This window comes from Nostoc sp. DSM 114159 (assembly GCF_053470285.1).
Window position 1 is genome coordinate 3,974,656 of the sequence record NZ_JBPFEH010000001.1, and the last position, 26,370, is coordinate 4,001,025.

General features: G+C 41.2%; 21 protein-coding genes. 13 read left to right on the plus strand and 8 right to left on the minus strand.

The features are described 5' to 3' along the window. Window positions 1-29 precede the first annotated feature (29 nt). Entirely contained in the window at window positions 30-269 is a 240-nt protein-coding gene (locus ACR5KR_RS16550) for a hypothetical protein (protein ID WP_322704097.1), read from the minus strand. Between the two features lie 287 nt (window positions 270-556). Between ACR5KR_RS16550 and ACR5KR_RS16555 the strand changes: the two genes are divergently transcribed. Continuing rightward, complete coding sequence (locus ACR5KR_RS16555; protein WP_448267224.1) at window positions 557-1,699, plus strand: HEAT repeat domain-containing protein; 1,143 nt, start codon at window positions 557-559, stop codon at window positions 1,697-1,699. Then, window positions 1,633-1,833 (plus strand): HEAT repeat domain-containing protein, encoded by a 201-nt coding sequence (locus tag ACR5KR_RS16560; protein WP_448267225.1) that lies wholly within the window; start codon window positions 1,633-1,635, stop codon window positions 1,831-1,833. The genes ACR5KR_RS16555 and ACR5KR_RS16560 overlap by 67 nt, the downstream gene beginning before the upstream one ends. 149 nt (window positions 1,834-1,982) lie before the next feature. Here the strand turns inward: ACR5KR_RS16560 and glgA are convergent, their stop codons facing one another. The 3 genes from glgA to ACR5KR_RS16575 all read right to left on the minus strand — a co-directional run bounded on the left by glgA (window position 1,983) and on the right by ACR5KR_RS16575 (window position 5,590). Further along, the gene (gene glgA, locus ACR5KR_RS16565) at window positions 1,983-3,422 is read right to left on the minus strand and encodes a glycogen synthase GlgA (protein WP_448267226.1); all 1,440 of its coding nucleotides are present in this window, start codon (window positions 3,420-3,422) and stop codon (window positions 1,983-1,985) included. Window positions 3,423-3,559: 137 nt separating this feature from the next. After that, window positions 3,560-4,531 carry a hydroxymethylbilane synthase gene (hemC, locus tag ACR5KR_RS16570; protein WP_445631420.1) on the minus strand — a complete coding sequence of 324 codons (972 nt, stop codon included), beginning with the start codon at window positions 4,529-4,531 and terminating at the stop codon, window positions 3,560-3,562. Window positions 4,532-4,852: 321 nt separating this feature from the next. Further along, window positions 4,853-5,590, minus strand: coding sequence for a phycobilisome rod-core linker polypeptide (locus tag ACR5KR_RS16575; RefSeq protein ID WP_448267227.1), 738 nt, complete (start codon window positions 5,588-5,590; stop codon window positions 4,853-4,855). 799 nt (window positions 5,591-6,389) lie between these two features. Between ACR5KR_RS16575 and ACR5KR_RS16580 the strand changes: the two genes are divergently transcribed. The 3 genes from ACR5KR_RS16580 to ACR5KR_RS16590 all read left to right on the plus strand — a co-directional run bounded on the left by ACR5KR_RS16580 (window position 6,390) and on the right by ACR5KR_RS16590 (window position 9,559). Then, window positions 6,390-7,361, plus strand: coding sequence for a YegS/Rv2252/BmrU family lipid kinase (locus ACR5KR_RS16580; RefSeq protein WP_445631418.1), 972 nt, complete (start codon window positions 6,390-6,392; stop codon window positions 7,359-7,361). Window positions 7,362-7,560: 199 nt separating this feature from the next. After that, window positions 7,561-9,111 carry a metallophosphoesterase family protein gene (locus ACR5KR_RS16585; RefSeq protein WP_448267228.1) on the plus strand — a complete coding sequence of 517 codons (1,551 nt, stop codon included), beginning with the start codon at window positions 7,561-7,563 and terminating at the stop codon, window positions 9,109-9,111. 64 nt (window positions 9,112-9,175) lie between these two features. Then, window positions 9,176-9,559 (plus strand): pentapeptide repeat-containing protein, encoded by a 384-nt coding sequence (locus ACR5KR_RS16590; RefSeq protein WP_448267229.1) that lies wholly within the window; start codon window positions 9,176-9,178, stop codon window positions 9,557-9,559. A gap of 94 nt (window positions 9,560-9,653) precedes the next feature. Here the strand turns inward: ACR5KR_RS16590 and ACR5KR_RS16595 are convergent, their stop codons facing one another. From ACR5KR_RS16595 to ACR5KR_RS16610, 4 genes are all read right to left on the minus strand, one after another. Further along, window positions 9,654-10,061 (minus strand): hypothetical protein, encoded by a 408-nt coding sequence (locus ACR5KR_RS16595; RefSeq protein ID WP_448267230.1) that lies wholly within the window; start codon window positions 10,059-10,061, stop codon window positions 9,654-9,656. Window positions 10,062-10,404: 343 nt separating this feature from the next. Further along, window positions 10,405-10,839, minus strand: coding sequence for a CAAD domain-containing protein (locus ACR5KR_RS16600; protein WP_448267231.1), 435 nt, complete (start codon window positions 10,837-10,839; stop codon window positions 10,405-10,407). Window positions 10,840-11,018: 179 nt separating this feature from the next. Continuing rightward, window positions 11,019-11,480: a BON domain-containing protein gene (locus tag ACR5KR_RS16605; protein WP_292741746.1), complete on the minus strand. Its 462-nt coding sequence runs from the start codon at window positions 11,478-11,480 to the stop codon at window positions 11,019-11,021. Window positions 11,481-11,622: 142 nt separating this feature from the next. Beyond that, window positions 11,623-12,903 carry a general stress protein gene (locus ACR5KR_RS16610; RefSeq protein ID WP_448267232.1) on the minus strand — a complete coding sequence of 427 codons (1,281 nt, stop codon included), beginning with the start codon at window positions 12,901-12,903 and terminating at the stop codon, window positions 11,623-11,625. A gap of 532 nt (window positions 12,904-13,435) precedes the next feature. Here ACR5KR_RS16610 and ACR5KR_RS16615 point away from each other — a divergent pair. From ACR5KR_RS16615 to ACR5KR_RS16650, 8 genes are all read left to right on the plus strand, one after another. Then, window positions 13,436-16,558 carry an MFS transporter gene (locus tag ACR5KR_RS16615; protein ID WP_448267233.1) on the plus strand — a complete coding sequence of 1,041 codons (3,123 nt, stop codon included), beginning with the start codon at window positions 13,436-13,438 and terminating at the stop codon, window positions 16,556-16,558. Window positions 16,559-16,829: 271 nt separating this feature from the next. Further along, window positions 16,830-17,726: a calcium-binding protein gene (locus ACR5KR_RS16620; RefSeq protein WP_448270227.1), complete on the plus strand. Its 897-nt coding sequence runs from the start codon at window positions 16,830-16,832 to the stop codon at window positions 17,724-17,726. Between the two features lie 997 nt (window positions 17,727-18,723). Next, window positions 18,724-18,852 carry a hypothetical protein gene (locus ACR5KR_RS16625; RefSeq protein ID WP_445632280.1) on the plus strand — a complete coding sequence of 43 codons (129 nt, stop codon included), beginning with the start codon at window positions 18,724-18,726 and terminating at the stop codon, window positions 18,850-18,852. Further along, window positions 18,803-18,931 carry a hypothetical protein gene (locus ACR5KR_RS16630; protein WP_445631411.1) on the plus strand — a complete coding sequence of 43 codons (129 nt, stop codon included), beginning with the start codon at window positions 18,803-18,805 and terminating at the stop codon, window positions 18,929-18,931. The genes ACR5KR_RS16625 and ACR5KR_RS16630 overlap by 50 nt, the downstream gene beginning before the upstream one ends. A gap of 1,122 nt (window positions 18,932-20,053) precedes the next feature. Next, complete coding sequence (locus ACR5KR_RS16635) at window positions 20,054-20,692, plus strand: M10 family metallopeptidase C-terminal domain-containing protein (protein WP_448267234.1); 639 nt, start codon at window positions 20,054-20,056, stop codon at window positions 20,690-20,692. 473 nt (window positions 20,693-21,165) lie between these two features. Beyond that, a complete protein-coding gene (ilvD, locus tag ACR5KR_RS16640; protein WP_448267235.1) occupies window positions 21,166-22,851 on the plus strand; it encodes a dihydroxy-acid dehydratase in 1,686 nt (561 codons plus the stop codon). A 415-nt stretch (window positions 22,852-23,266) separates the two neighbouring features. Next, window positions 23,267-23,662: a hypothetical protein gene (locus ACR5KR_RS16645; RefSeq protein WP_448267236.1), complete on the plus strand. Its 396-nt coding sequence runs from the start codon at window positions 23,267-23,269 to the stop codon at window positions 23,660-23,662. 4 nt (window positions 23,663-23,666) lie between these two features. Further along, window positions 23,667-26,189 carry a caspase, EACC1-associated type gene (locus tag ACR5KR_RS16650; protein ID WP_448267237.1) on the plus strand — a complete coding sequence of 841 codons (2,523 nt, stop codon included), beginning with the start codon at window positions 23,667-23,669 and terminating at the stop codon, window positions 26,187-26,189. Window positions 26,190-26,370 lie beyond the last annotated feature (181 nt).

Below are 26,370 nucleotides of genomic sequence, written 5' to 3' on the forward strand. Positions count from 1 at the left end.
ATCTCTAGCTAAACTATTAAAACAAATGACTAGTTGCTGCCACTCAGGGCAGCCTGCTGATTACGGAGTTCTTGGAGGGCAGAATCAATCTTGGCAAGCTCAGGCTCTAGGTTTGCCATAACGCTTACTTTCTTCAACTTAGCCCGTTTTGCCGTTTCCGTAGTTTCTTGAACTAGACGTTCCCGATATTGCTCAAGTTCTGCAATCACTTCTGCTACATCTTGAGCGGTTACGTTATCTGTTGTTGTGAGTTCTGAAGTTTCATCCATAAGTTTTGTTTCCTAAATATGTGTTTATATGAATGATCTGCGAGCGGTGTTCCCAAAAATGTTTGTATTTGGTTATTCGCTAAAGAGAGACAACTAACTAATAGCTGACAAATGTATATGTTTCGATCTTCTCAGATCGCGTTACCACTGGTAAAGCTTTTTGATGTAAATCTTCAAAAGTCTAACTCAACTACATTATTTTCTAATGCCCAATAACTAGTACCCAGTCCCTAGTACGATAGTAAAAGTGACTTCAAAGCAATTATCCAAGAGCAATTTACAGATCAATGGATAAACGTTTTTTTAAAATGTTTGGGCTAACAGAAGAAGAAGCGATCGCAATTATTGATACACCATTAGAACAACTCGAAGACGCTTCTGATAAGTATATTGCTGTTTCCCATTTGATTAACTTTCCGACTGAGCAATCGATCGCGGCTTTAGTGCGGGCGATTGAAAACAGTAACCCTGATGAGTTAGACCACCGCATTGTCCGACGCAAAGCTGTGGAAAGTCTGGGGCGATTGCAGGCAGAATCAGCTTTACCTGTAATTCGCCAATGTCTTAAAGATGATGATATTTATACTGTTGAAAATACCGTGTGGACGATTGGAGAAATCGGGACTAAAGATCCAGAAATTCTCGAAGAGGTGGCGCAACTTCTGGATAAACCAGGTCAAATCTATCGAGTTATTATCCACACTCTAGCTAACGCTGATTATCACCCGTCCCTTGAACGTGTACGAAAATTTACTTTATCTGAGGATGAACCTACTCGTAGTGCGGCGATCGCTACAGTTTGTCGATTCACGGGTGACTACTCCCAAATTACTGAGGTGATGGCGCTACTGCAAAGTTCTAGCGTCAATGCACGACGCGGTTGCATTCAAGATTTGATTGATTCCCGCTACTATAAAGCCATCCCAGAAATCGCTCGTTGTCCAGTATCTCTGGTATTTCGGTTACGAGCATTGCGGATGCTTTTGGATGCAGGCGTTCCCAGTGGTGAAATTACCTTTACAGAAATTCAACCTTACTTAGAGCAAGTACTCTACGATCGTCCCAACGATCTCGATCTAGTACATGAATATGATGCTACCCCTGTTCTAGATTTTGTGATTAACGAACTCTACGAAACTGATTTTGGACGTTGCTATTTAGCGACAAAAACTTTACTAGATATCTATCCGGAAGAAGCACCCCAAGCCCTTTTAGTAACTTATGCCGACAAAGCATATAACGACTATGGCGCTCATTATCATGTGATGAAACTTTTCGGTTGGCTAAAATATGCACCCGCCTACGATTTATTAATAGAAAACCTGCACAACCGCGAACCCCAGTTTCAGAAATCTCGTGCGGCGTGTGCGATATCGCTCTTGGTGAATTGGGTGATTCACGAGCGATTCCTGAAATCAAAATTTGCCTGAATACACCGATTTGGGATTTCAAATACGCTTGTTTATTAGCGCTAGACCGCTTAGGAGATTCGTCTGGTCGGGAAATTTGTACTGGCGATCGTGATTGGTTAATTAGGGCGAAAGCGACAGTAAGCAATAGTTAGGAGTAGAGACGCGATTAATCGCGTCTGTACAAGAGTTAGGAGTAGAGACGCGATTAATCGCGTCTGTACAAGAGTTAGGAGTTAGTTCCCGGATAACACGGCAGGTGTTGCCGGCAGCTAACGCACATTTGTACGCTTCTACTGGCGGTTTAGGACTTGCTAGTGGTTACTGCTTCGTTTAAAACTAACTTTGGTTCTGGTGTCTCTTCTTCTTCTGGCAAACCGTAAATCGATCTGTACAACTTCACGTACTGCTTGGCAGATTGATACCAGCTAAAATCTTGACTCATGCCACGTTTTTGTAGTTCTTGCCATTGCGGTTTGAAACGGAAACCTTCCCAAGCTCGGATCATAGAGGTAAAAAGGTCTAACGGTTCATAGCGATCGAAGCAATAACCAGTACCAGCAGCATTTTCAGGGTCGTGGTGAGTTACGGTGTCAACTAATCCACCTGTGCGGCGGACAATGGGTACAGAACCGTAACGCAAAGCCATCATTTGACTAATACCGCATGGTTCAAAACGGCTAGGCATCAAGAAAGCATCAGTACCAGCGTAGATCCGGCGAGACAAGGCATCGTTATACAGTAAGTAAGTTGCCATGCGTCCGGGAAAGCGGGATGCTAATTGCCACATCTGAGTTTCATAGTAGCGATCGCCAGTTCCTAACAGTACAAACTGGGCATCTGTATAAGATAGGAAGCGATCGAGGATTTGCAATATTAAATCAATGCCTTTTTGTTCTACTAATCGGGTAACAATCCCAATAAAAAAGGCTTTGGAATTAACTTCTAATCCTACTTCTTGTTGCAAAGCAATTTTATTGGCTTTGCGTTTTTCTAAAGTATCAGCAGTAAAGGTTTGCTCAATGTATTTGTCATTTTCTGGATTATAAACTTCGGTATCAATACCGTTGATAATTCCAGATAATTTACCGCTAATAAAGGACAGCAAACCTTCTAATGTTTCACCGTAAGTAGGTGTCTTGATTTGCTCGGCGTATGTAGGCGAAACTGTATTTACCTTGTTGGCAAATTGTACCGCCGCCGCCATTGTGTTGTGTCCTTGCATATACCAGGGACACCAAGTAATTTTTTCTAAATACCAACGCCACGGCCCTTGATAAGCCAGGTTATGGATGGTAAACACTGTGGTGATATCAGGATCTTGGTGCATCCATACGGGAATCATTCCTGTATGCCAATCGTGACAATGGATAATATCTGGCTTCCAGTAATTCCAGGCGAACTCGGCTGCACCATTAGCAAACAATGTAAACCGCCAATCTTCATCATCTCCAGAATAGATGCGGCGCGGCATGAAGGCCGGATGTCCAAATAAGTACAAGGGAACATCAGTACCAGGCAGAATACTTTCATACACTGCAAAATGCTGGAACATCGCATCTCCCCACCAGATGGGTTCATAGGGAATTTCCATTTTGTCTGGCAGGAAGCCGTAGTAAGGCAAGAATATCCGCACATCATGCCCCATTTCTCTCAGGACTTTGGGTAATGCCCCGACAACATCACCCATTCCTCCTACTTTCGCAACTGGTGCTGCCTCTGCTGCAACAAATAGAATCCGCATGGTAATTTTTGCTTCCCTGAGTCGATATTGTCAAATTAACTTTCTGAAATCCCGCTCAACGCGAATTGTCGCGTCTGGCACATCTTTAGTGCAACGGCGATCAATTCTTATCTAATCACATTGGCTTGCCCAATTGCTTAGGAACCGCGCTGAATCACCGCAAAAATTTCTGATAAAATTTCTTGCGCTCCCTGTTGTCGCAACAGTTCTGCTAGTTCTGTGCCTAGTGCTTCGGCGTTATTGGCAAGTCCGGTGACGGTATCTTTAACGAACTTTTGACCATCTACACTGGCGACTATCCCAGTTAAAGTTAAATTATCACCAGATATTTCTGTATTTACACCGATAGGTACTTGACATCCGCCCTCTAGAGAACGGAGAAAAGATCGTTCAGCGAGACAGCGATCGCGTGTTTCGGTATGTTCAATTGCTTTGAGTAAAGATAGCACTTCACTATCATCAGCACGGCATTCTATTCCCAAAGCTCCTTGTCCAACCGCGTGGAGGGAGATTTCTTTGGGTAAGATTTGATGAACGCGATCGCCCATTCCCAATCTCTCTAATCCTGCTGCTGCCAAAATCAAAGCATCATATTCGCCTGCATCCAGTTTTGCCAACCGTGTAATCAAGTTTCCCCGCACATCCTTAAAGGTAAAGTGAGGAAAATGATGGCGTAACTGTGCTAAACGCCGCAGCGAAGATGTACCAATTACCGCACCTTCTGGTAATGTATCGATTTGTTTATCTTTGTGCTTTTCATGCACCACTAATGCATCGGCTGGGTTTTCTCGTTCAGTGATTGCTGCTAACGTTAACCCTTCTGGTAAGTGAGTTGGCAGATCCTTGAGAGAATGAACCGCAAAGTCAATCTCTTGATCGATCATTCCGAGTTCAAGTTCTTTAGTAAAAAGTCCTTTATCGCCAATCTTAGCTAATGCTACATCCAAGATTTTATCGCCTTGGGTAGACATGGTGTGGACTTCAAAAGTGAGATCGGGAAAGGCTTTCTGGAGTTGCTCTTGTACCCAGTAGGTCTGAACCAGAGCAAGTTGGCTTTTGCGCGAACCAATCCGAATAGTGCGTGGGGGACTAGAAACAACTGAAGTCATAAAACAATATAATATCGCACGCGATAAATTCACTTTCATCTAGACTACCGTAGTCAGGGACTCATGCGAATTTTGGGTTTTGGATTTGGGATTTTGGATTACAATTCTTTACCAAAAGCTTGTTTGTGAAATCTCAAATATGTAGAAGGGGATGGGGAATGGGGAATCGGGAATGGGGAAAAGGAATTTTCATTGCTCCTTGTGAGCGGACTTTAGCTAAGGGATTTCCAAATAAAAAAATATCTAATTAACTCTTGTGGGGTGGAGACTGTTGGGTGTAGCGATCGCCATTGTGAGCGATCGCTACATCTCAAGTTTCAGCTAGTACCCACCAAATTTTGGCAAATAACCAAATATAGTCAGCAAACTAAACAAGGTAATCAGTGCCAGTGTCGAAGCTAATAGCAATAACACCACATCTCTGTCAGAACTGCGTAAGAAGGTTTGTAAATTAAAAGGCTCAACCTGCTTTCTCGTCAAGGGAAGCGGCAATTTATCGCGATAATCTTCGCCATAACGAGCCATTCTGGCAAAAGGTAATTCCCCTAGAGAGCGTCCTTGTAAAATCCGTCGCCGTTGATAGGGGACTGTATTGTAACCAAAGTTACTCATATACTCCTCACTATCCACCAAATCGTCGATAAACCTGTGCAGTCCTTTACTAGCTAGCACAATTGACCAGGCTAGTTTTTCGCGTTCATTGTAAACCTCACGACCCAATAAGCGCTGTACGCATATCTGCACAAAGCGGTAATTGTTGTTGCTTTCGTAATTGAGTCGTCGAAATGCATCAGATATTGCTAATCCTCGAACGAAATCCCTGACTGTAATTTGACCAGTTCTTAGTTGGGATTCTAGACAGATTTGGCGATTGCTATCTAGCATTTGTTGTTCGTGGAAAATCTGGCGATAGGCTGCCTTAATCAAGGCATCCATTTCTAGTGATGATTGCAGATATTCGGCTGTATAAATTCTAGGTTGCTCGTCGCCAAGAATCTCATATCCAGATACACGATGATTTCGAGATGAGGGGGAATAGCTTAACAAAGGAATAGGCATATTAGAGCTATAAATTTGTAGGGATTGGGAATTATGTATGAGCCAAAACAGTTCCGTTAGCTAGGCGTTGAGTCAGTTTGGATTTCTGAAGATTCCCAACTCAGCATTCCTGAAGGGCATTTAATTTTGCTCTTGTCTCCCTTATCCCCAGTTATTAGCCCTTTGAATTGTAATTACCGCCAAATTGATTAGTAGTATGCCAAATTGAATTTCGTAGTAAGGACTTCAGTCCTTATTTTCTAAGCACTAAAGTGCTTACTACAAACCTTCAAGATTAAGTTAGACATTGTACTAATAGGCTGTAGTGGAACTTTATCTACCTTGAATAAGTTGCTCAAGCAACTTGTCTGATTAATTGAGATAGTAGCTAGATTTACGCATTGATGGGAGCGCAACTGAATAGATGCCTAAAGTTTAATTAAATTGCCTTCGCTACTAAACATACAAACTTGCGATCGCTGATTTCACTTTGCTGAAACTACGACTCAAGAATAGTAATTTGCTCACTTCCCATAATATAGGAATTTCCTAAAACCTGTCTATATACAATTCTGATGATGGCTTTAAATTTTTCTACCGACTAACAAACACCTTTTCAGTTGAGTGATGTTGAAACAGGCAGCTAAAAATAGAGTTCTTTGGGAAGGTTTTAAGAACGATTAAAGGTTCTTGCCTTTTCTTGGTGGTATGATGCGATCGTTTAAAAAACTCAGCCCCAAAAGGGAAGTTGAAAATTTACACGAATGCTAAGAATAATTTGTTATCTTCATTAGTTATCCAAGTTTAGTTATTATACCTTATGAATCGTTCCGCCTGTCTGATCTTCAATCCTGTTGCGGGTCAGGGCGACCCAGATACAGAGCTAGCAGAAATTCGGGCAATATTAGAGCCAGAGATCGATCTAGATATTTATTTTACAACTGAAGAAATCGATGCTGACCAACTGGCATATCAAGCTGTAGAGCGAGGGGTAGATGCAATCATTGCTTCTGGGGGAGATGGTACTCTCTCAATAGCGGCGGCGGCGGTAGTGGGAACTGATATCCCATTTGGGATCATTTCCAGAGGAACAGCGAACGCTTTTGCCACAGCTTTAGGAATTCCTGACACGATCGCAGGTGCGTGTCAGACAATTTTGCAGGGAGCAACCACTCATGTAGACGTAGCCTATTGCAACGATCGCCCAATGGTACTTTTGGCAGGTATTGGCTTTGAAGCTGAAACTGTAGAATTAGCAGATCGAGACGCCAAGAATCGCTTTGGGATGATGGCCTACGTTTTGGCAGGAATCCAGCAATTAAGAAATTTAAAAAACTTTGATGTTGAGATTGAAACTGAAGATAGGATAATTAAAACTAGTGCCTGTGCAGTAACAGTAGCGAACGCCGCGCCTCCCACTTCAGTTTTGGCTCAAGGTCCAGCAGGTCTGGTTTATGATGATGGGTTACTAGATTTAACGATTGTAGCTCCAACTAACAAAGCAGGAGCGATCGCTGCCACATTTCATCTATTTCAAACGGCTTCCACAGGTAACGCCGTTGAACGAGATGATATTGGTTTCCTGCGAGCCAAACAATTTAAAATTACCACTGAGCCACCACAAAAAGTTGTTTTAGATGGTGAAATAGTAGGCACAACACCTGTAGAAATTAAGTGTGTACCAGCAGGCTTAAGAATTTTCGTACCATTAGTAGAAGAAGTTGAGCCGACCGAAAAACTAGAGGGACTCCCTAATCTAGTTATTGAGATGAAAGATACAGCAGAAGAATGAGGGCATGGGGCATGGGGCATTGGGCATTGGGAATGGACAAGAGACAAGGAAGAGGGGGAAGACGAGGGACAGGCTTGTTCAATAATTCCCCCTTGTCTTCCTTGTCTCCCTTGTCTCCCCTGCCCCTCTTGCCCCTCTGCTCCCCTGCCCCTCTGCTCTCCCTGCTCACCTTCAATTGAAAACTCAGGAGTAGGTTGCATTGAAACTTGTATCCGATCCAACGATCGCTAAGAAAATTCGGAAAATGAATCAGCGGGTGCGGTGGCAAGATCCGTTAATTGTGGAACGGGATATCGACCAAACTCGGCTGGTGTTGGAAGATGGTCAAACAGACAACTCTGAGTTCTCATTTTTAGTTGTCGGTGATAGTGGTTCCGGCAGGCACAGAGGACACAATCCCCAGCGACAGGTGGCTGAACTTATGCTGCCCCATCACAACGAATCCCGTTTTATGCTGCATACGGGGGATGTGATCTATTTAGTGGGATCGAGTGAATATTACCAGCAAAATTTCATCCAGCCTTACCGAGAGTTTATCTCCGGTATAGAGCATCGCAAACGGATTGCTTATGACCAGATGGTTTTTAAGCTGCCCATTTTACCAGTGCCGGGAAATCACGATTACTATAATTTGCCAATTTTATTGAGCTTGGCATCTCTAACAACATTACCCATTCGTCACCTGTTGCGATCGCGGTTAGACCTAGATGTGGGCTTACATGGCTCAGGATGCGGTGACGCTTACGCAAAGGCATTTCTCGACTATCTTCAAGCGTTTCAGCTTCCAGGAGAGTTAGCCAGTCACTTAGATCGGTATTACACAGCCAAGACAGACACAGGTCGTTGTCTTTCCTATCAACCGGGGCAATTTACCCGCCTTCCCAATCGCTATTACACGTTTCGTTATGGCGGTATTGATTTCTTTGCTTTGGATTCTAATACCTTTAACGATCCACCACCGCTACCGAAAACAAAAAAAGGTAACGCCGATCGCAAACTCTTAGAAAAACGTCGTGAAGATTTAGAGCAAGAAAAACTGCAAATTATTGAAACTTCAGCCAAACTTCGACCGGAAAACCCCAGTGAAGCGGATCAATTAGATGACTTCCATGCCAAGATGTCACAAATTGAAGAAATTATTGTTGATATCGATAAGCAACTAGCCACTAATAAAACAACACTGACCGACACTGAACAACTGGATTGGCTCAAGCAAAGATTAATTGAATCTTGGAATAATTCTGAAGTTCGGGGAAGGATAATTTATTTCCATCATCCTCCGTATGTAACTGAGGCGACGAAGTGGCAACAAGCACAAACTCTAATTGTTCGCGATCGCCTGCGTGGTGTGTTGGATGCGGTAGCTAAAGAAATCGGTTCCTTAAATCAGGGTCGTCCTTTGGTCGATTTGGTATTAAACGGTCACGCGCACTGCTTGGAACACCTAGAAACAATGGATACGGGACACGCTGATTCTCATATCCACTGGATTGTTTGTGGCGGTAGTGGGTTTAGTTTGCGACGCCAGCGAATTGAGGGAGCAGATTTGATGGAAGAGAATAGGTTAGTGGCGCGATCGCATCTCTTCATCGGTCGCAACGGTCAAGGTTCTCAGAAGCGACGACCTTATTCAGGTTTACGTATTGACGTTAAAGGCGATAAACAGCCTAAGTTTATTGTTCGTCCTTTGGTTGCCGAATGGTATCAGCGGCAATGGCATAATAGTGAACTTGAGCCGTTGATCATTTAACGATTCACCTACCCCATCGTCACACCAATACTTCCCAAAATAAATTGTATGTAGTACTTGAGTTATGGATGTTAAAGAATTGCTTCAGCGCTATGCTGCTGGTGAGCGGGATTTTAGTGGTGTTAGTTTGATTGGGGTTAACTTGAGTGGTCTCGACCTAAGTGAGATTAACTTTACTAATGCCGATTTGAGCCAATCGAATTTGGTCGGGATCAAGCTCCGAAGAGCAAATTTGCGAGGGGTTAATTTGTATCAATCTGGTTTGCTTGATGCCGACCTTACTGAAGCCGATCTTAGAGATACTATCCTGGAAAATACTAACTTCCAAGCTGCTAATCTCAGGGGAGCTATTGTGGATGATTCTATTAAGGATGCTGTCTTGGAAGATACTATTATGGCGGACGGCGAAATTGTAACTTATTCCCCTTGGGAAATGCCACCCATATAAATAGAGACGCAATCATTGCGTCTCTACAAACTACCTATTTTGCCTTATTACTTGCCTTCTTACGTGTAATTGCACCCAGCAAAAGAGTTGTTAATTAAATTATTCCTGGGCCTCTACCGCGGCTGTCACCCTTATCTGTCAACTTGCCTTCCTCATCCTGATTAACTTCTCCAAGTTCTTCAATACGTTGTGCCTTCTCTTCTGCGGCTTGCTGGCGTGCATCACCCGGTTCTTCGTAATACATTTCCGGTTCAATTGCGTAGTTATTAGACAAACCTTCATTATCTACGGTATAGCCGTCAGTGGTACGTATACTTTCTGAATCGGTTTGATCGTCAGTAGGTGCATCTGCTTCCCGTTCTTCCGTGGGACGTGTTTTGAACTTATCTCCTTCTCTTTCCATTCTAGCGGCGGTTTCAGCAGGGATAATGCCGCGATCGTAATTATTGACTTCCGCTCTATCGGATGAATCTGTATCTCTCTTAACTGCTTCATTAGCCATAATTTATGTCCTCGTTAAAGAATCTATTAAATAACATCAAAAACTAGATTAGGCTGTTTCTCATCTCCAAGCTACTATCTTGAGAAGTGACTTAAATTTAAAAATAATCTTATATTCTCTATCTTTTGATGTATCTAAAAGACTAAGATTGAGTCCGGTTAAATACTGTGAATTTACATTTACTGGTATAACAAGGTTTTAGTTGAAGTCAACTTAACATTAAAAGGGCAATTAGAAACTGCAACTATAAGAGACCCTACCCAATTCTGCAAAGGCGGACGAGAGTTTGTCTAGCTGCAAATTCTATTTGCCCGTGTAAACTCTTGTTTAATGGACAAAAAATTTACTCGCCCAGGAATTGGTTTTTCAGTGATTGAATTTCATCGGCTAATTCTTGGCGAGTTGAAGCCTTCAGTAGATAACGGAAAACAAACCAACTGGTGTAACTAATTCCAACTAACTCAAAAAGTGGTGATAGTAGGGGAATATCATTGATTGCTGCTAGCACTGTCAGTACTACTCTAGCTGTAATAATCGCTGCCAAAATTAAAGCAACGCTTATTAGAGGCTGCTTGTAGTCCCGAAAAAAGTCACTTAAATATTGGGGTAGTTGCTCTAAAAATTGAGAAACTTGTCTGCTAATTTGCTGCAATTGAGATTCAGGTTCGGATGCTGGGGGTAACTTTGGCAAGTTTGCAGTATCAGTACCTTCAAGTGCTAGCGCACCTTGTGATAAGGAAGTATCGATCGATTCACGTTGCTGTTGTTCGGTTTCCATAGTTTTTATTGTTTGGTAACTACAAGACTTTATATAACTGTGAGCATCAATGAAATATAGTTATTAAGGTTGTCAGCGATCGATTATTAGTGGTCAGTTAAACTTATTACTGACCACTCAGTAGCAGGAGCAGTTAAATCTGTTTACGGCTAACTGCTCCTTTGGATTTGTTAGTTGCCTTAGTTAGTTACTTTGGCAACAGTTGCTTTCACAACTACACTATTAACACCTTTAATTTCCTTAGCTAATTTTTCAATTTTAGCCAATTCCTGCTGATTGGTGACAGTTCCAGCCACAGTCACAACACCACCATCTGCGGCATTAACTGTTAGTTGACTCTTGGGGATATTAGCCTCTAATTTGGAGCGAACTTCACTTTCTAAGTCAGCTTTAGCTCTTTTTGTATCGCCACCAGTGGTATTGTTGCGCTGTTCGCGGGCACGAATATCTTCATTGAGTTGTCTTCTGCGAACTTCACTTTGTGCATCTTTTTGAGAAGCTTCTGTTGTTTTTGCAGTTGGTGTTTGGGGAGCCTCATTAGGATTGTTGGGTGCAGATTCACTTGTTTTAGAAGCGTTATCACAAGCAGCAACGCCAAAAACTAAAAGGCAACTAATTACGAAGGGGGTTAGCTTTTTCATTGGTTTAATTCTGAATCAGAAAGTGAAATCTATTGATATTTACGGCAAAAGTGAGGAGCAAGTTTTGGTAGTCAGGAGCAAAGTTTTCAAATTATTGCTCCTGCAATTTTGTCTAATTAGTGTGAGTGAAAACTACTTTAGGTTAAAGTACTTCATCACGACGATCGACAATAACTACAGCAGGATCGTTTCTATGAGATTCTGTTGAGTAATTGGGGCGAATCGGATCGACTACTGCGGCGTCACTATGCGTTACTCGGTCGGAACCTGGGCGATAGTCACTAATCTCAGTGGCATCATAGATTGCAAATTCTTCAATACCTCGACGCTTAAGAATTGCTTCAGCTTGGTGAATTTCAGCTTCTGTACCATCGAGAATTACTAAATAGTCGCCTCTTTGAAAGCGATCGCTATAGACTCGCGCTCTGTCTTCAGGAATTCCCAAGCCAACAAGTGCGCCGACAATACTACCGGCTGCTGCACCGATCGCGCCACCAGCTAATGTTGTCGCTAAAGCTGTTGCAACTGCGCCACCAGCAATTACAGGCCCGATTCCAGGAATTGCTAGAGTTCCAAGTCCAACTAATAAACCGGTCAAGCCGCCTAGAACACCGCCTGTAGCAGCTCCAGCTTTTGCACCATCGTCTGCTTTATTACCTGTATCAACGTTTCTATCTACATCTACACCACCGATCCCATGACCGTTTGTATCTTTGGCAATGATGGAGACTTGATTCAAGGAAAAACCTGCATCTCGTAATTCTGTAATTGCTGCTTCTGCATCTCGACGATGAGAAAATACCCCGATCGCACGTTTGGAAACACCACTATAACCCGCAGTTGCAGCTGGAGTCACATAACCAGTGGCTGGATTTGTCGCATCTGGGTGGTCGTAAATGCCAAACTCTTCTACACCCTGATGATTTAAAATTGATTCTGCTCTAAGTATTTCTGAATCTGTACCATCAATAATGACTAAATAGTGTCCTCGTCTAACACGTTCGTCGTAAACTTTAGCTCGTTCTTCAGGAATTCCTAAACCAATTAATGCACCAAGTAAACTACCAGCTACTGCACCAATACCAGCGCCAGCGAGAGTTGTAGCTAGGGTAGTTGCTGCGGCTCCAGCCAACATGATTGGCCCGATTCCAGGAATTGCTAAAGTGCCAAGACCAACTAATAAGCCAGTCAATCCGCCCAAAGCACCGCCTGTAGCTGCTCCGACTTTAGCACCTTCGTCAGATTGATCGCCAACGCGATCGCTCACATCCGCACCAGCAATATCGTCTCTGTCACCATCTTGAGTAATGACAGAAACTCTGTTCATGTCAAAGCCAACTTTTTTTAATTCATGTAGGGCATGTTCAACATCTCGACGATGAGAAAATACACCTACAGCACGTTTATGTAGACCGACTACCATTATTCTTTCTCCTCAGCAACAAATCAATTATTTACTAATTCATAGCTCGTAGTAACCCTTATTAATACATGTTTCTATTTAGTTTTCATCAATCGCTTGGGAGAACTTTTCTCTCTATCATTAGATATAGGTAGTTTTATCTAAAGTTAGTAATTAAATCTCTATCAGAAAATATGTTTTATTTTCTAAAGTTTTTATAACAATTATTCTCTGTTTTCAATCTCTTTAATACAATTGATAACAAAATATTCTTTTCTAGGGTTTGCTAGTGTAACTCACCCACTCCAAACTTGCTATATCGGTAGATACAGTTTTACAAAATTCATTTTTGCCCAATATTTTTTTCAAGAAAATATTAATTAAATCATAAATTGTAGTGAACTTATACAAAATAAATATTTATTTTTTTATACGACTTTTGGACAACCAACTTATTACTTAAGAAAGTGTCAGTTTACATAAATGATAATTAAGCTGATAAATAAGCCATTTTATAAATGGGTATTTAATTGAGTAAAAGTGAGAAATTTCTATGTTTCAAGCTGTTTTAAGTATTTTGGAATGGAATCAGCTACCTTTGGGATTAGCGCCGATAACTTTAGCTCAGGAAGTACTAACTCCAGAAGAAACATCAGTTGTTTTTTCTGGGCCTAAATTGTTGGTAGCACTGCTAGCTGGGGTTTTGATGGCATTTGCCTTTCAATTATTATTAACAAACTTTTCAGTTGCAGTCGGAATTTCATCTTGGGAAATTGGCTCAGATTCTGACGATCAGTCTGAAAGTTTGGGTAAGACAATTCGTAAAGGTCAAGCTAAAATTGGTGCTTGGGCGTTAATAACCGTTAGCATCGCATTATTTATTGCTTGTTTTTTAGCAGTAAAACTTAGCCTAATCGAAAGTGCATTTTTAGGAGCAATTATTGGGGTAGTTATTTGGTCTACCTATTTTTCACTAGTGATTTGGTTGGGTTCATCAGCAGTAGGTTCTTTAATTGGTTCTATATCGAATACTGTTACTTCTGGTTTTCAAACTCTGATGGGTACGGCAACTGCTGGCATCAGTGCTAATACTGCAAAAAAACAGTTAGTTTCTACTGCTGAAGATATTACAGCCGCAGTCCGGCGGGAATTAACTTCAGGTTTTGATTCTGAAAGTATTAAAAATACTCTCCAAAGTACTTTAGGTTCTCTGCAATTGCCAAAGCTGGATATCAAACAAATTCGCAGTCAATTTGACCAACTTCTTAAAGATACAGATTTGCAATCTGTTGAAAACAGCGAACTTTTACAAAATATCGATCGCCAACAAGTCGTTGATTTAATCAGTAGCCGTAGCGATTTATCTCAAGAAGATATCAATAACATTGCCGACCAATTTGAAGGTGCATGGCAACAAGCTTTAAATCGCAAAAATCCCACCGAACAAGTAATTAATTTACTCAAGTCCGCTACACCAGAAGAACTTAATTCTGAGCAATTAGGTGAACGGCTGCAAGAATTGGTTACAATCGGAGGCGGTAATGGCAATGGTATAATCAAGCAAGCTATTACGTATGGTTTAAGTGCAGCTGCGCCAGCAGTTCTGGAACGGGTAAACCTTTCTAATATTGATGTGAACAAAATTACAACTCAGTTGCAAAAACTGAAAGAAAAAGTTCAAGATGTCGATGTCGAGCAAGTCACAGAACAATTTCAAAAGTTTAGAGAGGAAGCAACTGAGCAAGTATCTACAAAATTACCCATATCATTAGAAAACGCGATTAAGGCAGATGTAGAAGACTACATATTGCATTCGTTCCCTTGGCACTTTAACCGAATTACTCTAATAGATGAATTTAAAGAAGTCATCTATGACGTAAATGCAGATCCAACAACTGTGAGACGGGAGTTGGAAGAAATCAATCAAGAATATTTCACCAACTTACTAAAGCAACGTGGCGATCTTAGCGAAGCTAGGGTGAAAGAAATTTCTGAGCAAATGGAAAGCGATCGCCTGGAAGTTTTAGAAACTGTCAAACAGGCTCAAGCAAGAGAAAAAGGGCAAGATTTCCGCAGCCGCATCGAAGATTATCTGCGTTCGACGGGTAAAGACGAACTTAATCCCGAAGGTATTGAACGGGACTTTGGCAAGTTGCTGGACGATCCCCAAGCTGGCTTTGAAGATTTAAGTAGCCGCTTCGGGCAATTTGACCGCGATACTTTTGTACAATTACTCAGTCAGCGTCAAGATATCAGCGAAGAGGAAGCTAATAATATTGTTAGTCAACTCGAACGCAACCGCGATAATCTTTTGAATCGTGCTAGGGAATTGCAAGAGCAAGCAAAAGCGAAAGCCGATGAACTGCGCCAAAGAGTTGAAGAATATCTGCGAAATACTAACAAAGACGAACTCAATCCCGAAGCGATCAAACGCGAGTTTAGAATTTTGCTAGACGATCCCCAAGCCGGAATTAGCCTTTTACGATCGCGCCTATCCCAATTTGACCGCGATACCTTGGTACAATTGCTCAGTCAGCGTCAAGATTTGAGCGAAGAACAGATAAACGAAACTCTCGATCAGCTTGAAGCAGTCCGAGATAGTATTTTGCAAGTACCGCAACAAGCGAAAGAACAGTACGAAAAAACTACAAAAGCGATCGCTGAATATCTCCGCAATACCAACTTGGAAGAACTTAATCCAGAAGGTATCAGAGCCGATTTGGAAAAATTACTCGACGATCCTCAAGCTGGAGCCTTAGCACTGCGCGATCGCTTGTCTCATGTCGATCGAGAAACCTTAGTAAAACTCGTGAGTCAACGCGGCGACTTGAGCCAAGAGCAGGTTAATCAGATCATCGATCGCGCTCAAGATGCCATTGGTAATATCCTGAGAGCGCCACGACGTTTAGCCAAGCGCACCACTCAACAAGCTTTAGATTTTGAAGCCAATCTCGAAGAATATCTGCGTAATACCAACAAAGAAGAACTCAATCCCGAAGGAATCAAACGCGATTTACAATTGCTATTGTCTTCTCCCCGCGCTGGAATTGAGAGTTTAAGCGATCGCGCCGCAAAATTTGACCGTTCGACAATTGTGGCGCTATTATCCCAACGTGAGGATATCTCAGAAGAAGAAGCTAACCGAATTGTCGATCAAATTGATTCTGTTCGCAGTTCGATTGTCGAACAATTCCAGCAGATACAGCAGAAAGTGCAATCAGTGCTAGATGGAGTTTTTGCCAAAGTTCGCAACTATCTCAACTCCCTGAATCGTTCTGAACTCAACTATGAAGGCATTAAGCAAGACTTTGCGAAAGTCTTCGACGATCCCCAAGCCGGATTTGAAGCATTGCGCGATCGCCTCAGTGAATTCGATCGTGATACCTTAGTTGCTGTATTGAGTTCTCGTGAAGATATTTCCGAGGCGGATGCTAACCGCATTATTAACCAAATAGAAGCGGCGCGAGATAGCGTATTGCATCGAGCCGAACGCATTCAGAAAGAAACTCAAAAACGCCTGAAAGCGATTCAAGAGCAAGCTAAAAAGCAAGCCGAAGAAACTAAGAAAACCGTTGCAAATGCTGCATGGTGGATATTTGGGACAGCAATTACTTCTCTTTGTGCCAGTGCGATCGCAGGTGCGATCGCTGTGACTGGGATAACTCTACCTGGGTAAAATATCTCCGTCATCAAGAATTATGAGAAATACAAAGTGGCATTCAGTCTTTACAAATGAATGCCACTTTTTTATTTATCAAAAAATTACCGTGAGATTAAATCCCGTTAATTACTTATGATTACCGCATCTGTGCAAAAATCGGAAAAGCCTTGTTCGCTCTAAATGATATATCAAAAAACTCTATCTGAAAAAATATTTCATATTTCGTTATCGCAAGAGTAATAAAAATGGCAACAATACGATTAATGCCGGTGATGGCAACAATACGATTTACGGCAAATCTGACAACGATACGATTAACACCGGATCTGGCAATGATAAAATTCAAAGCGGATCTGGCAACGACACGATTAACGGCGGTTCTGGCAACAATCGAATTGACGGCCAATCTGGCGATGATAAGATTGACGCTGGATCTGGGAACGATACGATTAATGGCGGTTCTGGCAACGATACGATTAACGCTGGAGCCGGGAACAATCGGATTGACGGCGATTCTGGCAACGATATCATTAACACCGGATCTGGTAACGATACAATAATCGGCGGAACAGGCAGCGATACGATTAACGCTGGTGATGGCAATAATACGATTGACGGTGGATATGACAACGATAGGATTAACGCCGGATCTGGCAACGATACAATTAACGGTTGGGTGGGCAACGATACAATTAACGGCGGAGCGGGCAACGATAAGATTGACGGCAGTTCTGGCGACGATAGTCTTATCGGTGGATTAGGCAACGATAGCCTAGTTGGCGGATCTGGTAACGATACGATTAGCGGTGATTTTGGTAACGGTGGTATCCTCATTGGTGTTGGTGGGACTGATATCCTCACTGGAGGATTGGGTAACGATGTTTTCGATTTCAACTTCGTTTCAGAGAGCCAACCTGGTTTGTTACAGGATGCGATCGCTGATTTTGTAGGAAACGGCATCCTTGCAGGAGATCAAATCGATCTATCTACTATTGACGCCAACTCCACTAAAGAAGGCAATCAAGCTTTCACTTTTATCGGGAGTCGTGCATTCTCTGCAATCGGTCAAATCCGTTATTCAGGAGGTATTCTCCAAGGTAGTACTGATGGCGAGCTGTCGGCTGAGTTTGAAATTCGGCTTACAAGAGCGCCACAATTAGTAGAAAGCGACATTATCCTTTAATTTAATATTATCTGCCTTAAAAATAAGGCAGAATGCAGAATTTTGATAATTGAATAGTCGCAAAGAGAGATAAGTTTAGCTTGCCTCTGTTATAGTTTATAGTTATTAAATTGCGCCGCATATATATCAGAAAATTAGGTAATACAATCGCAACTGTTGTAATGATGCCACTTAATGAAAAAATGTCAGATAATTTGAGAAGGCAAGTTGTGACACAAGGGACGTAGCGATTGCGCTGGTTAACAAGGCTTTTAAGTTATTGCAATTATTTCCTTATATATAACTAGATAAATCATCGAATAAATCTCAAAAAGCAAAACCAACCCTATCTGAACAAAGGTTTCAGATTTTGTTTTCGCGAGAGGAATAAAAAAGGGATAATTACTCTTTCTTATAGATAGAAAAAACTAGGCTTGAAAGTAATAGTATAGTGTTGTGATTGTGGATAACATCAAAACGTTCTAAAAGTTATGCGCTTCTGTAGGAGTAAATCAACTTGTTTCATACCATCCTACTACTGCAAACAGTAAAGATATAAAGACATGACATTACTCTTGGCATAATTTTGATGCCAAGAGCATCAATACATCTAGTGCTTGTCAAATCTTCAGAGCTGATTCGTAAAGAAAATCTGAAGGATACTCAACTCGTTACTAGGTCTGAGTTTCAGCGAATAAGTATTTTTTTGACTCAAATTCCTGAAATCCTTGCAAGACAAGTACTTTACTTGAGTTTACAAATTAGCTCTCAAACTTAACACCAAAGACTTGTTCCAATCAGGTGTGGTTCGATCGTCTATTTCCACTCGTTATTTTTTTGCCTTGTCTTCTCGGCGTTGCTGAATGAAAGTGGGAAATTTAAAAATTTAATATTTGAAACTGTTTCCTTTACACCTTTGGGGGAAACCAAATTCATACTCTTAATCAGCAACACCGTTTTCTGATAGGAAAGTGACGAGGTTATTTTTTACCTTCTAAGTTCAGGATAAACTTAACTAATGGCAATTATCAATGGTAGCATTTTTAATGACAACAATACCATCAACGGTTCCCCATTAATCTTTCGTCCTGCCCTAAATGGGGGTGCTGGCACCGATATCCTTAAATGGCAATGCCGGCGACGATAGTTTAAATGGCGATGCTGGCAGCGATATTCTTAACGGTCAATACGGTTCAGTTAAGGATAATTGTAGGTTGGGTTGCTAATGTATGAGAAAATCTGTTAATACAATCAATCGCAAAACTTGTGATGATGCCACAATAGCCAAATTGTAATGTTAGGGGTGCAGGGATGTCTACGACGGTCACTGAGCGCAGTCGTACCACTTCGTGGAAGCAAGCTACGCAAAGCGTCTCGCAAAGAAGTGCGGGCTATGACGCTCGTTCGCGCAGCGTGCCGTAGGCAAGACTCGCTAACGCTTCGCTATCGGCGTCGCACTCGTCTAACAAGGGAATGGCAATAAGTTAAAATACAGCCCCAATTAGATCCTGGGAGGCTCCGTCTCCAATGGCTTTAGCAGAGGCAGCATCCCTCTCGAAACACATTTCAAGTCTTAAGACTGGTAACGAATTCAAGTTACACAAACCTTTAGGCTTTTCTTCGTGTCATCTGTCTAACAAAGCTTTTAACTTATTGGTAATTATTTGTTATCAAGTTACACAAATCTTTAGGTTTTTCTTCGTGTCATCTGTCTAACAAAGCTTTTAACTTATTGGCAATTATTTGTTATATATAACTACAGAAAACACTAAACAAATATCAATATGCTCTCACCAGCTCTACCTGGACAAAGGTTTTCCATTTTATTCTGATCAGAGAATAAAAAAGCTAATTATTATTTTTTCTAAAAAAAAGTTTGCTGGAGGGTAATACTATAGTACTGTTATTATAAATACATTATTAATGTCCTTAAATATATATAATCACGTAGAAAAAACTCTTGTTATTGAGTACTTTCCAACTGAAACAACTGAAAAGATAAGGTACAAGGGCATCAGATGATTTTTGGTACAAATTTGAAATAAATATCATCAAATACATCTAGCACTTCTTAAATATTCTCAAATACTCTCAAATATTCAAACTTAATAGTCAAGGACTGTTCTAATCAGGTTTGCTCAACAATATACTTCAATTATTGATATTTTGACTTGGTTTTGTCGGCATTGCTGAATGAAAGTATGGAATTCCCAAATTCCATGTTTTAAATTGCTTGCTTTATGCATTTGAAGGAAATCAAATTCATACTCTTAATCAGCAATGCCGTTTTATAATGGAGAAGTAAAGAGGTAATTTTTTTTTCCTCTAAGTTTAGGAGAAACTCATCAATGGCAAGTTCAATATCAATCTCCTCTGGTAGCGGCAGTGTTAGTGCCAGCTCTAGTAGTTATAGCAGTAGTAGTGGCAGTGGCAGTAGTAGTAGCAGTAGTAGCAATAATGGTCAGAGCGATGTCATTAACACTAGTGGTGGCAACAGTACCCTTATAGGTGGTAGTGGCAAGAGTATCCTTAACGCTGGTGGTGGCAATGATAACCTCTTTGGTAACGCTGGTAACGATATTCTTAACGGTGGTGCTGGTAACGATACGCTCAATGGCGGTACTGGGGATGATGTCCTGACTGGCGGTAGTGGAAAGGATATTCTCACTGGAGGATCGGGTAATGATGTTTTCAAGTACAACTCAATTTCTGATACTCCACTTTCGGGACGCGACATCATCACTGACTTTCGTGGAAATGGCAGCTTGCCAGGCGATCGCATCGATCTATTTAATATTGATGCCAACTCCACTATTGGGGGTAATCAAGCTTTCACTTTCATTGGAAGTGCCCAATTCTCCGCAGCCGGCCAAATCCGTTATTCAGGAGGTGTTCTCGAAGGTAACACCGATGGGAATCTGTCGGCTAATTTTCAAATTCGGCTTATAGGAGCACCACAAGTAGTGTCAAGTGACCTCATTCTTTAATTTAATATTCCTGCCTTGAAAATAAGGCAGGAGGCAGAAGGTAGAAGGCATTAGAGAATGAAAATATCTCTTTCCCAGTCTTCAATCCCTAGTCACTATTTTCAAGGCAGATATAATTTTGAAGAAGAACTCTAGTGCAAAGTTAGAGTGTCTCCATCTGTGCACCGGAATCAATATCAATATACTAAGCTTATAAATGTGGAAAGTCAGAGCCTCACCTTGGGGCAATGACTTTTTTTCATATTTAAATTCGTATTGCTATCCATAGTATTTCCGGCACTCTAAATGTCATACACAAGAATCATCCCTATTTAACACAAACGCTTAGATGAAGATTTATTCTAATTAGGGCTGACTAAAAGACACAGTGAAACATAGAGAATTACTCATATTCGATCGCACTGCCCAGGCATGAGAAAATCATCAGGTAATACAATCGCAACAGTTGCGATGATGGCACGGAAGGAAAAAAGATGTCGGAGAATTTGAGAAGCCAAATTGTGACGCAAGGAGTGCAGCGATCGCCTAATCGAGCTATGCTGCGTGCAGTTGGTTTTAAAGATGAAGATTTCAATAAAGCTATTGTGGGCATTGCCAACGGCTACAGTACGATCACTCCCTGTAATATGGGAATAAATCAACTGGCACAAAGGGCAGAAGTGGGGATTAAAACTGCCGGAGCAATGCCGCAAGTGTTCGGTACGATTACCATTAGCGATGGGATTTCGATGGGAACTGAAGGGATGAAATATTCCTTAGTATCGCGGGAAGTGATTGCTGATTCCATTGAAACCGCCTGTACTGGACAAAGTATGGATGGTGTACTAGCCATTGGCGGTTGTGATAAAAATATGCCAGGGGCAATGCTAGCGATCGCTCGGATGAATATCCCTGCAATATTCGTTTACGGTGGCACAATCAAACCCGGTCACTACAACGGACGCGATTTAACTGTTGTTAGTTCTTTTGAAGCTGTTGGTCAATACAGTGCGGGAAAAATTGACGACAAGGAATTATTAGAAGTCGAAAGTCGCGCTTGTCCGGGTGCCGGTTCCTGTGGGGGAATGTTCACAGCTAACACCATGTCTTCAGCATTTGAAGCGCTGGGGATGAGTTTACCATATTCTTCGACAATGGCGGCAGAAGATGCTGAAAAAGCTGATAGCACAGAAAAATCAGCGTTTGTGTTAGTCGAAGCGATTCGCAAACAAATCTTACCCCGGCAAATTATTACCCGCAAATCTATAGAGAATGCTATCTCTGTAATTATGGCGGTGGGTGGTTCTACCAATGCAGTACTGCACTTTTTAGCGATCGCCCGCGCCGCTAATGTAGAGTTAACTATAGACGACTTTGAAACTATCCGCGCTCGCGTTCCCGTTTTGTGCGATCTAAAACCAAGTGGTAAATATGTTGCTACAGATTTGCACAAAGCTGGCGGCATTCCGCAAGTAATGAAGATGTTACTTGTGCATGATTTATTACACGGTGATTGCCTCACCATCAGCGGTCAAACCATTGCAGAGATATTAGCAGACATCCCAGAAGAACCATCTGCCAATCAAGATGTGATTCGGACTTGGGATAACCCGATGTATCCTCAAGGACATTTAGCCATCCTCAGAGGTAATTTGGCAACGGAAGGGGCTGTCGCCAAAATTACCGGCGTGAAAAAACCAGTAATTACCGGCCCCGCACGAGTATTTGAATCGGAAGAAGCCTCTTTAGATGCAATTTTGGCTGGTAAGATTCAAGCTGGTGATATTCTCGTCATCCGCTACGAAGGGCCTAAAGGCGGCCCTGGAATGCGCGAAATGTTGGCTCCCACTTCGGCAATTATCGGGGCTGGTTTGGGTGATGCTGTCGGATTAATTACCGACGGACGCTTTTCTGGCGGTACTTACGGTATGGTGGTTGGTCATGTTGCTCCAGAAGCAGCAGTTGGTGGGGCGATCGCGCTTGTAGAAGAAGGCGATAGTATTACTATTGATGCACCCGCTCGTTTATTGCAGTTGAACGTATCCGAAGAAGAATTGGCTCGTCGTCGTGCCAACTGGCAACCTCCGGCTCCGCGTTATACTAAAGGCGTGTTGGCGAAATATGCCAAATTGGTATCTTCTAGCAGTATTGGTGCTGTAACAGATTTGGACTTGTTTTAGTTAACCTGACAACTGTGGCGCTTTGCCTACCTTTAACAAGGGGCTTCAGCCCCTTGTCTAGTTATTTGAGACGATCGCTGGATTTACGCTGTTATGTAATCGTTTGATCTAGCGATCGCTTCTAAAGAATTTGCAAGGACAAACTCAGTAACTTACTTTGCGATCGCAAGCGTGGTAAAACAAACTGCTGTATCGAAACAATTTGTCAGATGAAATACTATTGATCGCCTCTAAGTTTTGAAGCTATTGAAGAGGGACGTTCTGTATTTATACCAGATTTTTACCTTATTTTCGTGAGTTTTTGGAAAAATATTGAAAAAGTTTCAGGAAATTTACATAGAAGAAGTGATGTCAATCGATATACTACAGAAATACTATTGACCATCAACTGCTGAAAAACCTAAAAGGGCACAAAATGAGTTCTGAATCTAACGTCAAACTGACGATCGCTCTTTCTAACCCAGATTTAGATGCAGAGGAGCAAGAACGAGAAGCACGGAATCTGCTGCGAGAAATCAAAGATTTAGATGTTGAAAATGCTGAACTAGTAGCAGTTACAGAAATACCCGAAGGAGCCAGGTCTGTTGGTGGTTTTCTAGTGGGAGTGTTGCAAGCAGAGGTGAGCCTTGCCAATTTTAAGAAAGTGTTGGGATATTTGGGCGATCGCTTGGGCAACAAAACTATTGAATTGGAAGTTGAGGCTAACGGTAAAAAACTCAAGGTGAAAGCTAGCAGTCAGGAAGAGTTAAACGCCGCCATTGAACAAGCGCAAAAGTTTATAGCAGGCGATTCTATTAGCGGGAAACAATAGCAAAATGGCGAAAGTAGCACTTCTAATTGCAGTCAGTGAGTATGAGGCTGGTCTTAGCCCATTGCCATCAACGATAAAAGATGTTGAGGCAATGCAGCAAGTTTTGGAGAATCCAGATATTGGCGATTTTGAGGTGAGATCCTTATTAAATCCTAATACTGTAGAAATGCAGACAGCTATTGAGGATTTGTTTTTAGGTCGTCAAAGAGATGATATCGTACTGCTTTATTTCTCTGGGCATGGCATTAAATATGATAGTGGCAAACTTTACTTTGCTACTAAAATCACTCGTAGAAATGAAAAAGGAGAACTTTTTAAAGCATCAACAGTTTCAGCCGATTTTGTGCATGACATCATTAACGATAGCCGTAGCCGTTCAAGAAGACAGGTAATAATTTTGGACTGTTGCTTTAGTGGTGCTTTTGCCAATGAGACAAAAAGTAAAGATGATGTTTCTTTGGATTTCCAAAAGATTCAACTGGGTGGAGAGGGGCGAGCTGTTCTGACATCTAGTACTTCAACACAATATTCTTTTGAGTCTATTTACACTCAATACTTAGTACAAGGAATGGAGACTGGTGAAGCCGATGAAAATAATGATGGCTTTATTTCTGTTGATGAATTGCATCAGTATGTCCAAAGAAAGGTTAAAGAAAATAATCATGAAATGAAGCCACAGATTCAAGCAGTAATTAAAGAAGGTTATAACATCGTGCTGACTAAAGCACCTATTCACAATCGCGAAAGTATATATCTTGGAATAGTTAAATATTATGTACATAATGGTCAAATTTCTAAGATTGTACGCTCAATATTAAATGAGCAACAAAATCGTTTAGAAATAGAATCTGATAAAGCTGCTGCAATTGAGGAAGAAGTTTTAAAACCTTATAAAGAGTACGATAGAAAATTACAGCTATATAAGGAAGCATTTCATCAAGCAGTTCAACAAGAGAATCCTACAACTGAACAGACTCGCCACGAATTGATTGGCTATCAGAGACTTTTACGACTAACTGATGAAGATATAAACCAAATTGAAGCCACAATAATTGCAAAATTAACAGATACAAAGAAAAAGTATAAATTTACAACCACTACTGCTGCTAATGAAAAATTACTACAATTTATAGGTTTAGCTGTTGTAGCAATAGTCATCTTTGGAATAGGCATAGTTTTAGGTCAACTCATACATTTACCTAAGGCAAATGTTGCAAACTCTTCAAACTCTAAAAGTTGTCAAGGTGTAAAAAATATCTTAGAAACAGGGTTACAAATTAGTTATGGCGGGCAAATTTTACAACCAGGAGATACCAACTCTTGTAAAAAATCTGGAATTCAGGCATTTGCCTCCGGCAACTATAACGAAGCCTTAAAGAATTTTCAATCATCTCTTCAAGAGAATCCTAACGATCCAGAAGCCTTGATTTACCTAAACAATTCTAAAGCTCGTCAGCAAGGAGAGCGGCTCAAAATTTCTGTGAGCGTACCTATTGATACCGACCCAGATTTAGCAGAAGAGATACTGCGCGGTGTAGCTCAAGCTCAAAATGAAGTAAACAACAATAACGGTATCAAAGGCAAGCTATTGCAGGTAGCGATCGCCAACGATGATGAGAAACCAGGCACTCCTAGAAAAATTGCGAACGCCTTAGTCGGAGATCCAGAAATTTTAGGTGTAGTAGGTGCTGCTTCTAGTAATGCTACCCTAGAAGCAGGCGATATCTATGCTACTAAAAGACTTGTAGCTATTTCTCCTACTAGCACTGCTGTGAATATTTCTAATTTTAGCCGCTATGTTTTTCGCACAGTTTTTAGTGATGAATTGCCAGCACAAAAATTAGCTAATTATATGGTTAAAATTTTGCATAAAAACAATGCAGCGGTTTTCTTTAATTCTAGTAATCTCTATAGCATATCGCTAAAAGACAAGTTTGTTACAGCTGTTCAAAACAAGGGTGGAAAAGTATCGCTGGAAAATCAATTTGACTTAAATAGTTACAATTTTGATGCAGAAAATGCTATAAAACAGGCGATTAATCAAGATGCAGTGTTAATGTTAATCTCGGATTCAGAAACACTAGACAAAGCTTACAAAGTAATTCAAGCGAATAATAATCACAAGTTACATATATTTGGAGGAGATAATGTTTTCAGCCTAAATACTTTAAACTCTTGGGGAAAGCAAGCTGAGGGGATGGTAGTAGCAGTTCCTTGGGATATTAGTAATGCTTCTAACTTAAACTTTGTCAATAATTCTAGAAAATTATGGAAATCTAAGGTGAACTGGCGAACGGCTACGGCTTATGATGCAACTCAAGCAATTATTGCAGGTTTGCGGAAAAATAATACCCGTGAAGGACTACAACAAGAACTGCACAAATCTGATTTTTCATTCGATGGTGCAACGGGAAAGATTCAGTTTTTACTATCAGGCGATCGCAAATATAATCCCATCTTCTTAGTCCAAGTTAAACAAAAAGCTGATAAAAAAGACGAATATGAGTTTGTGTCGATTCAGCCTTAACTTTGAAACTTTACTTAATAGCGATGCCTACGGCGGTAAACTACGCACTTACTCATTCTGACATTTAAAAATAGCGATCGCATCTAGTTTTTAATTTATACTTCAAAAAAATATACTATTCCTAAATTATTTGTGAAAATTTAGATCCCCGACTTCTCAAAGAAGTCGAGGATCTGGGTAT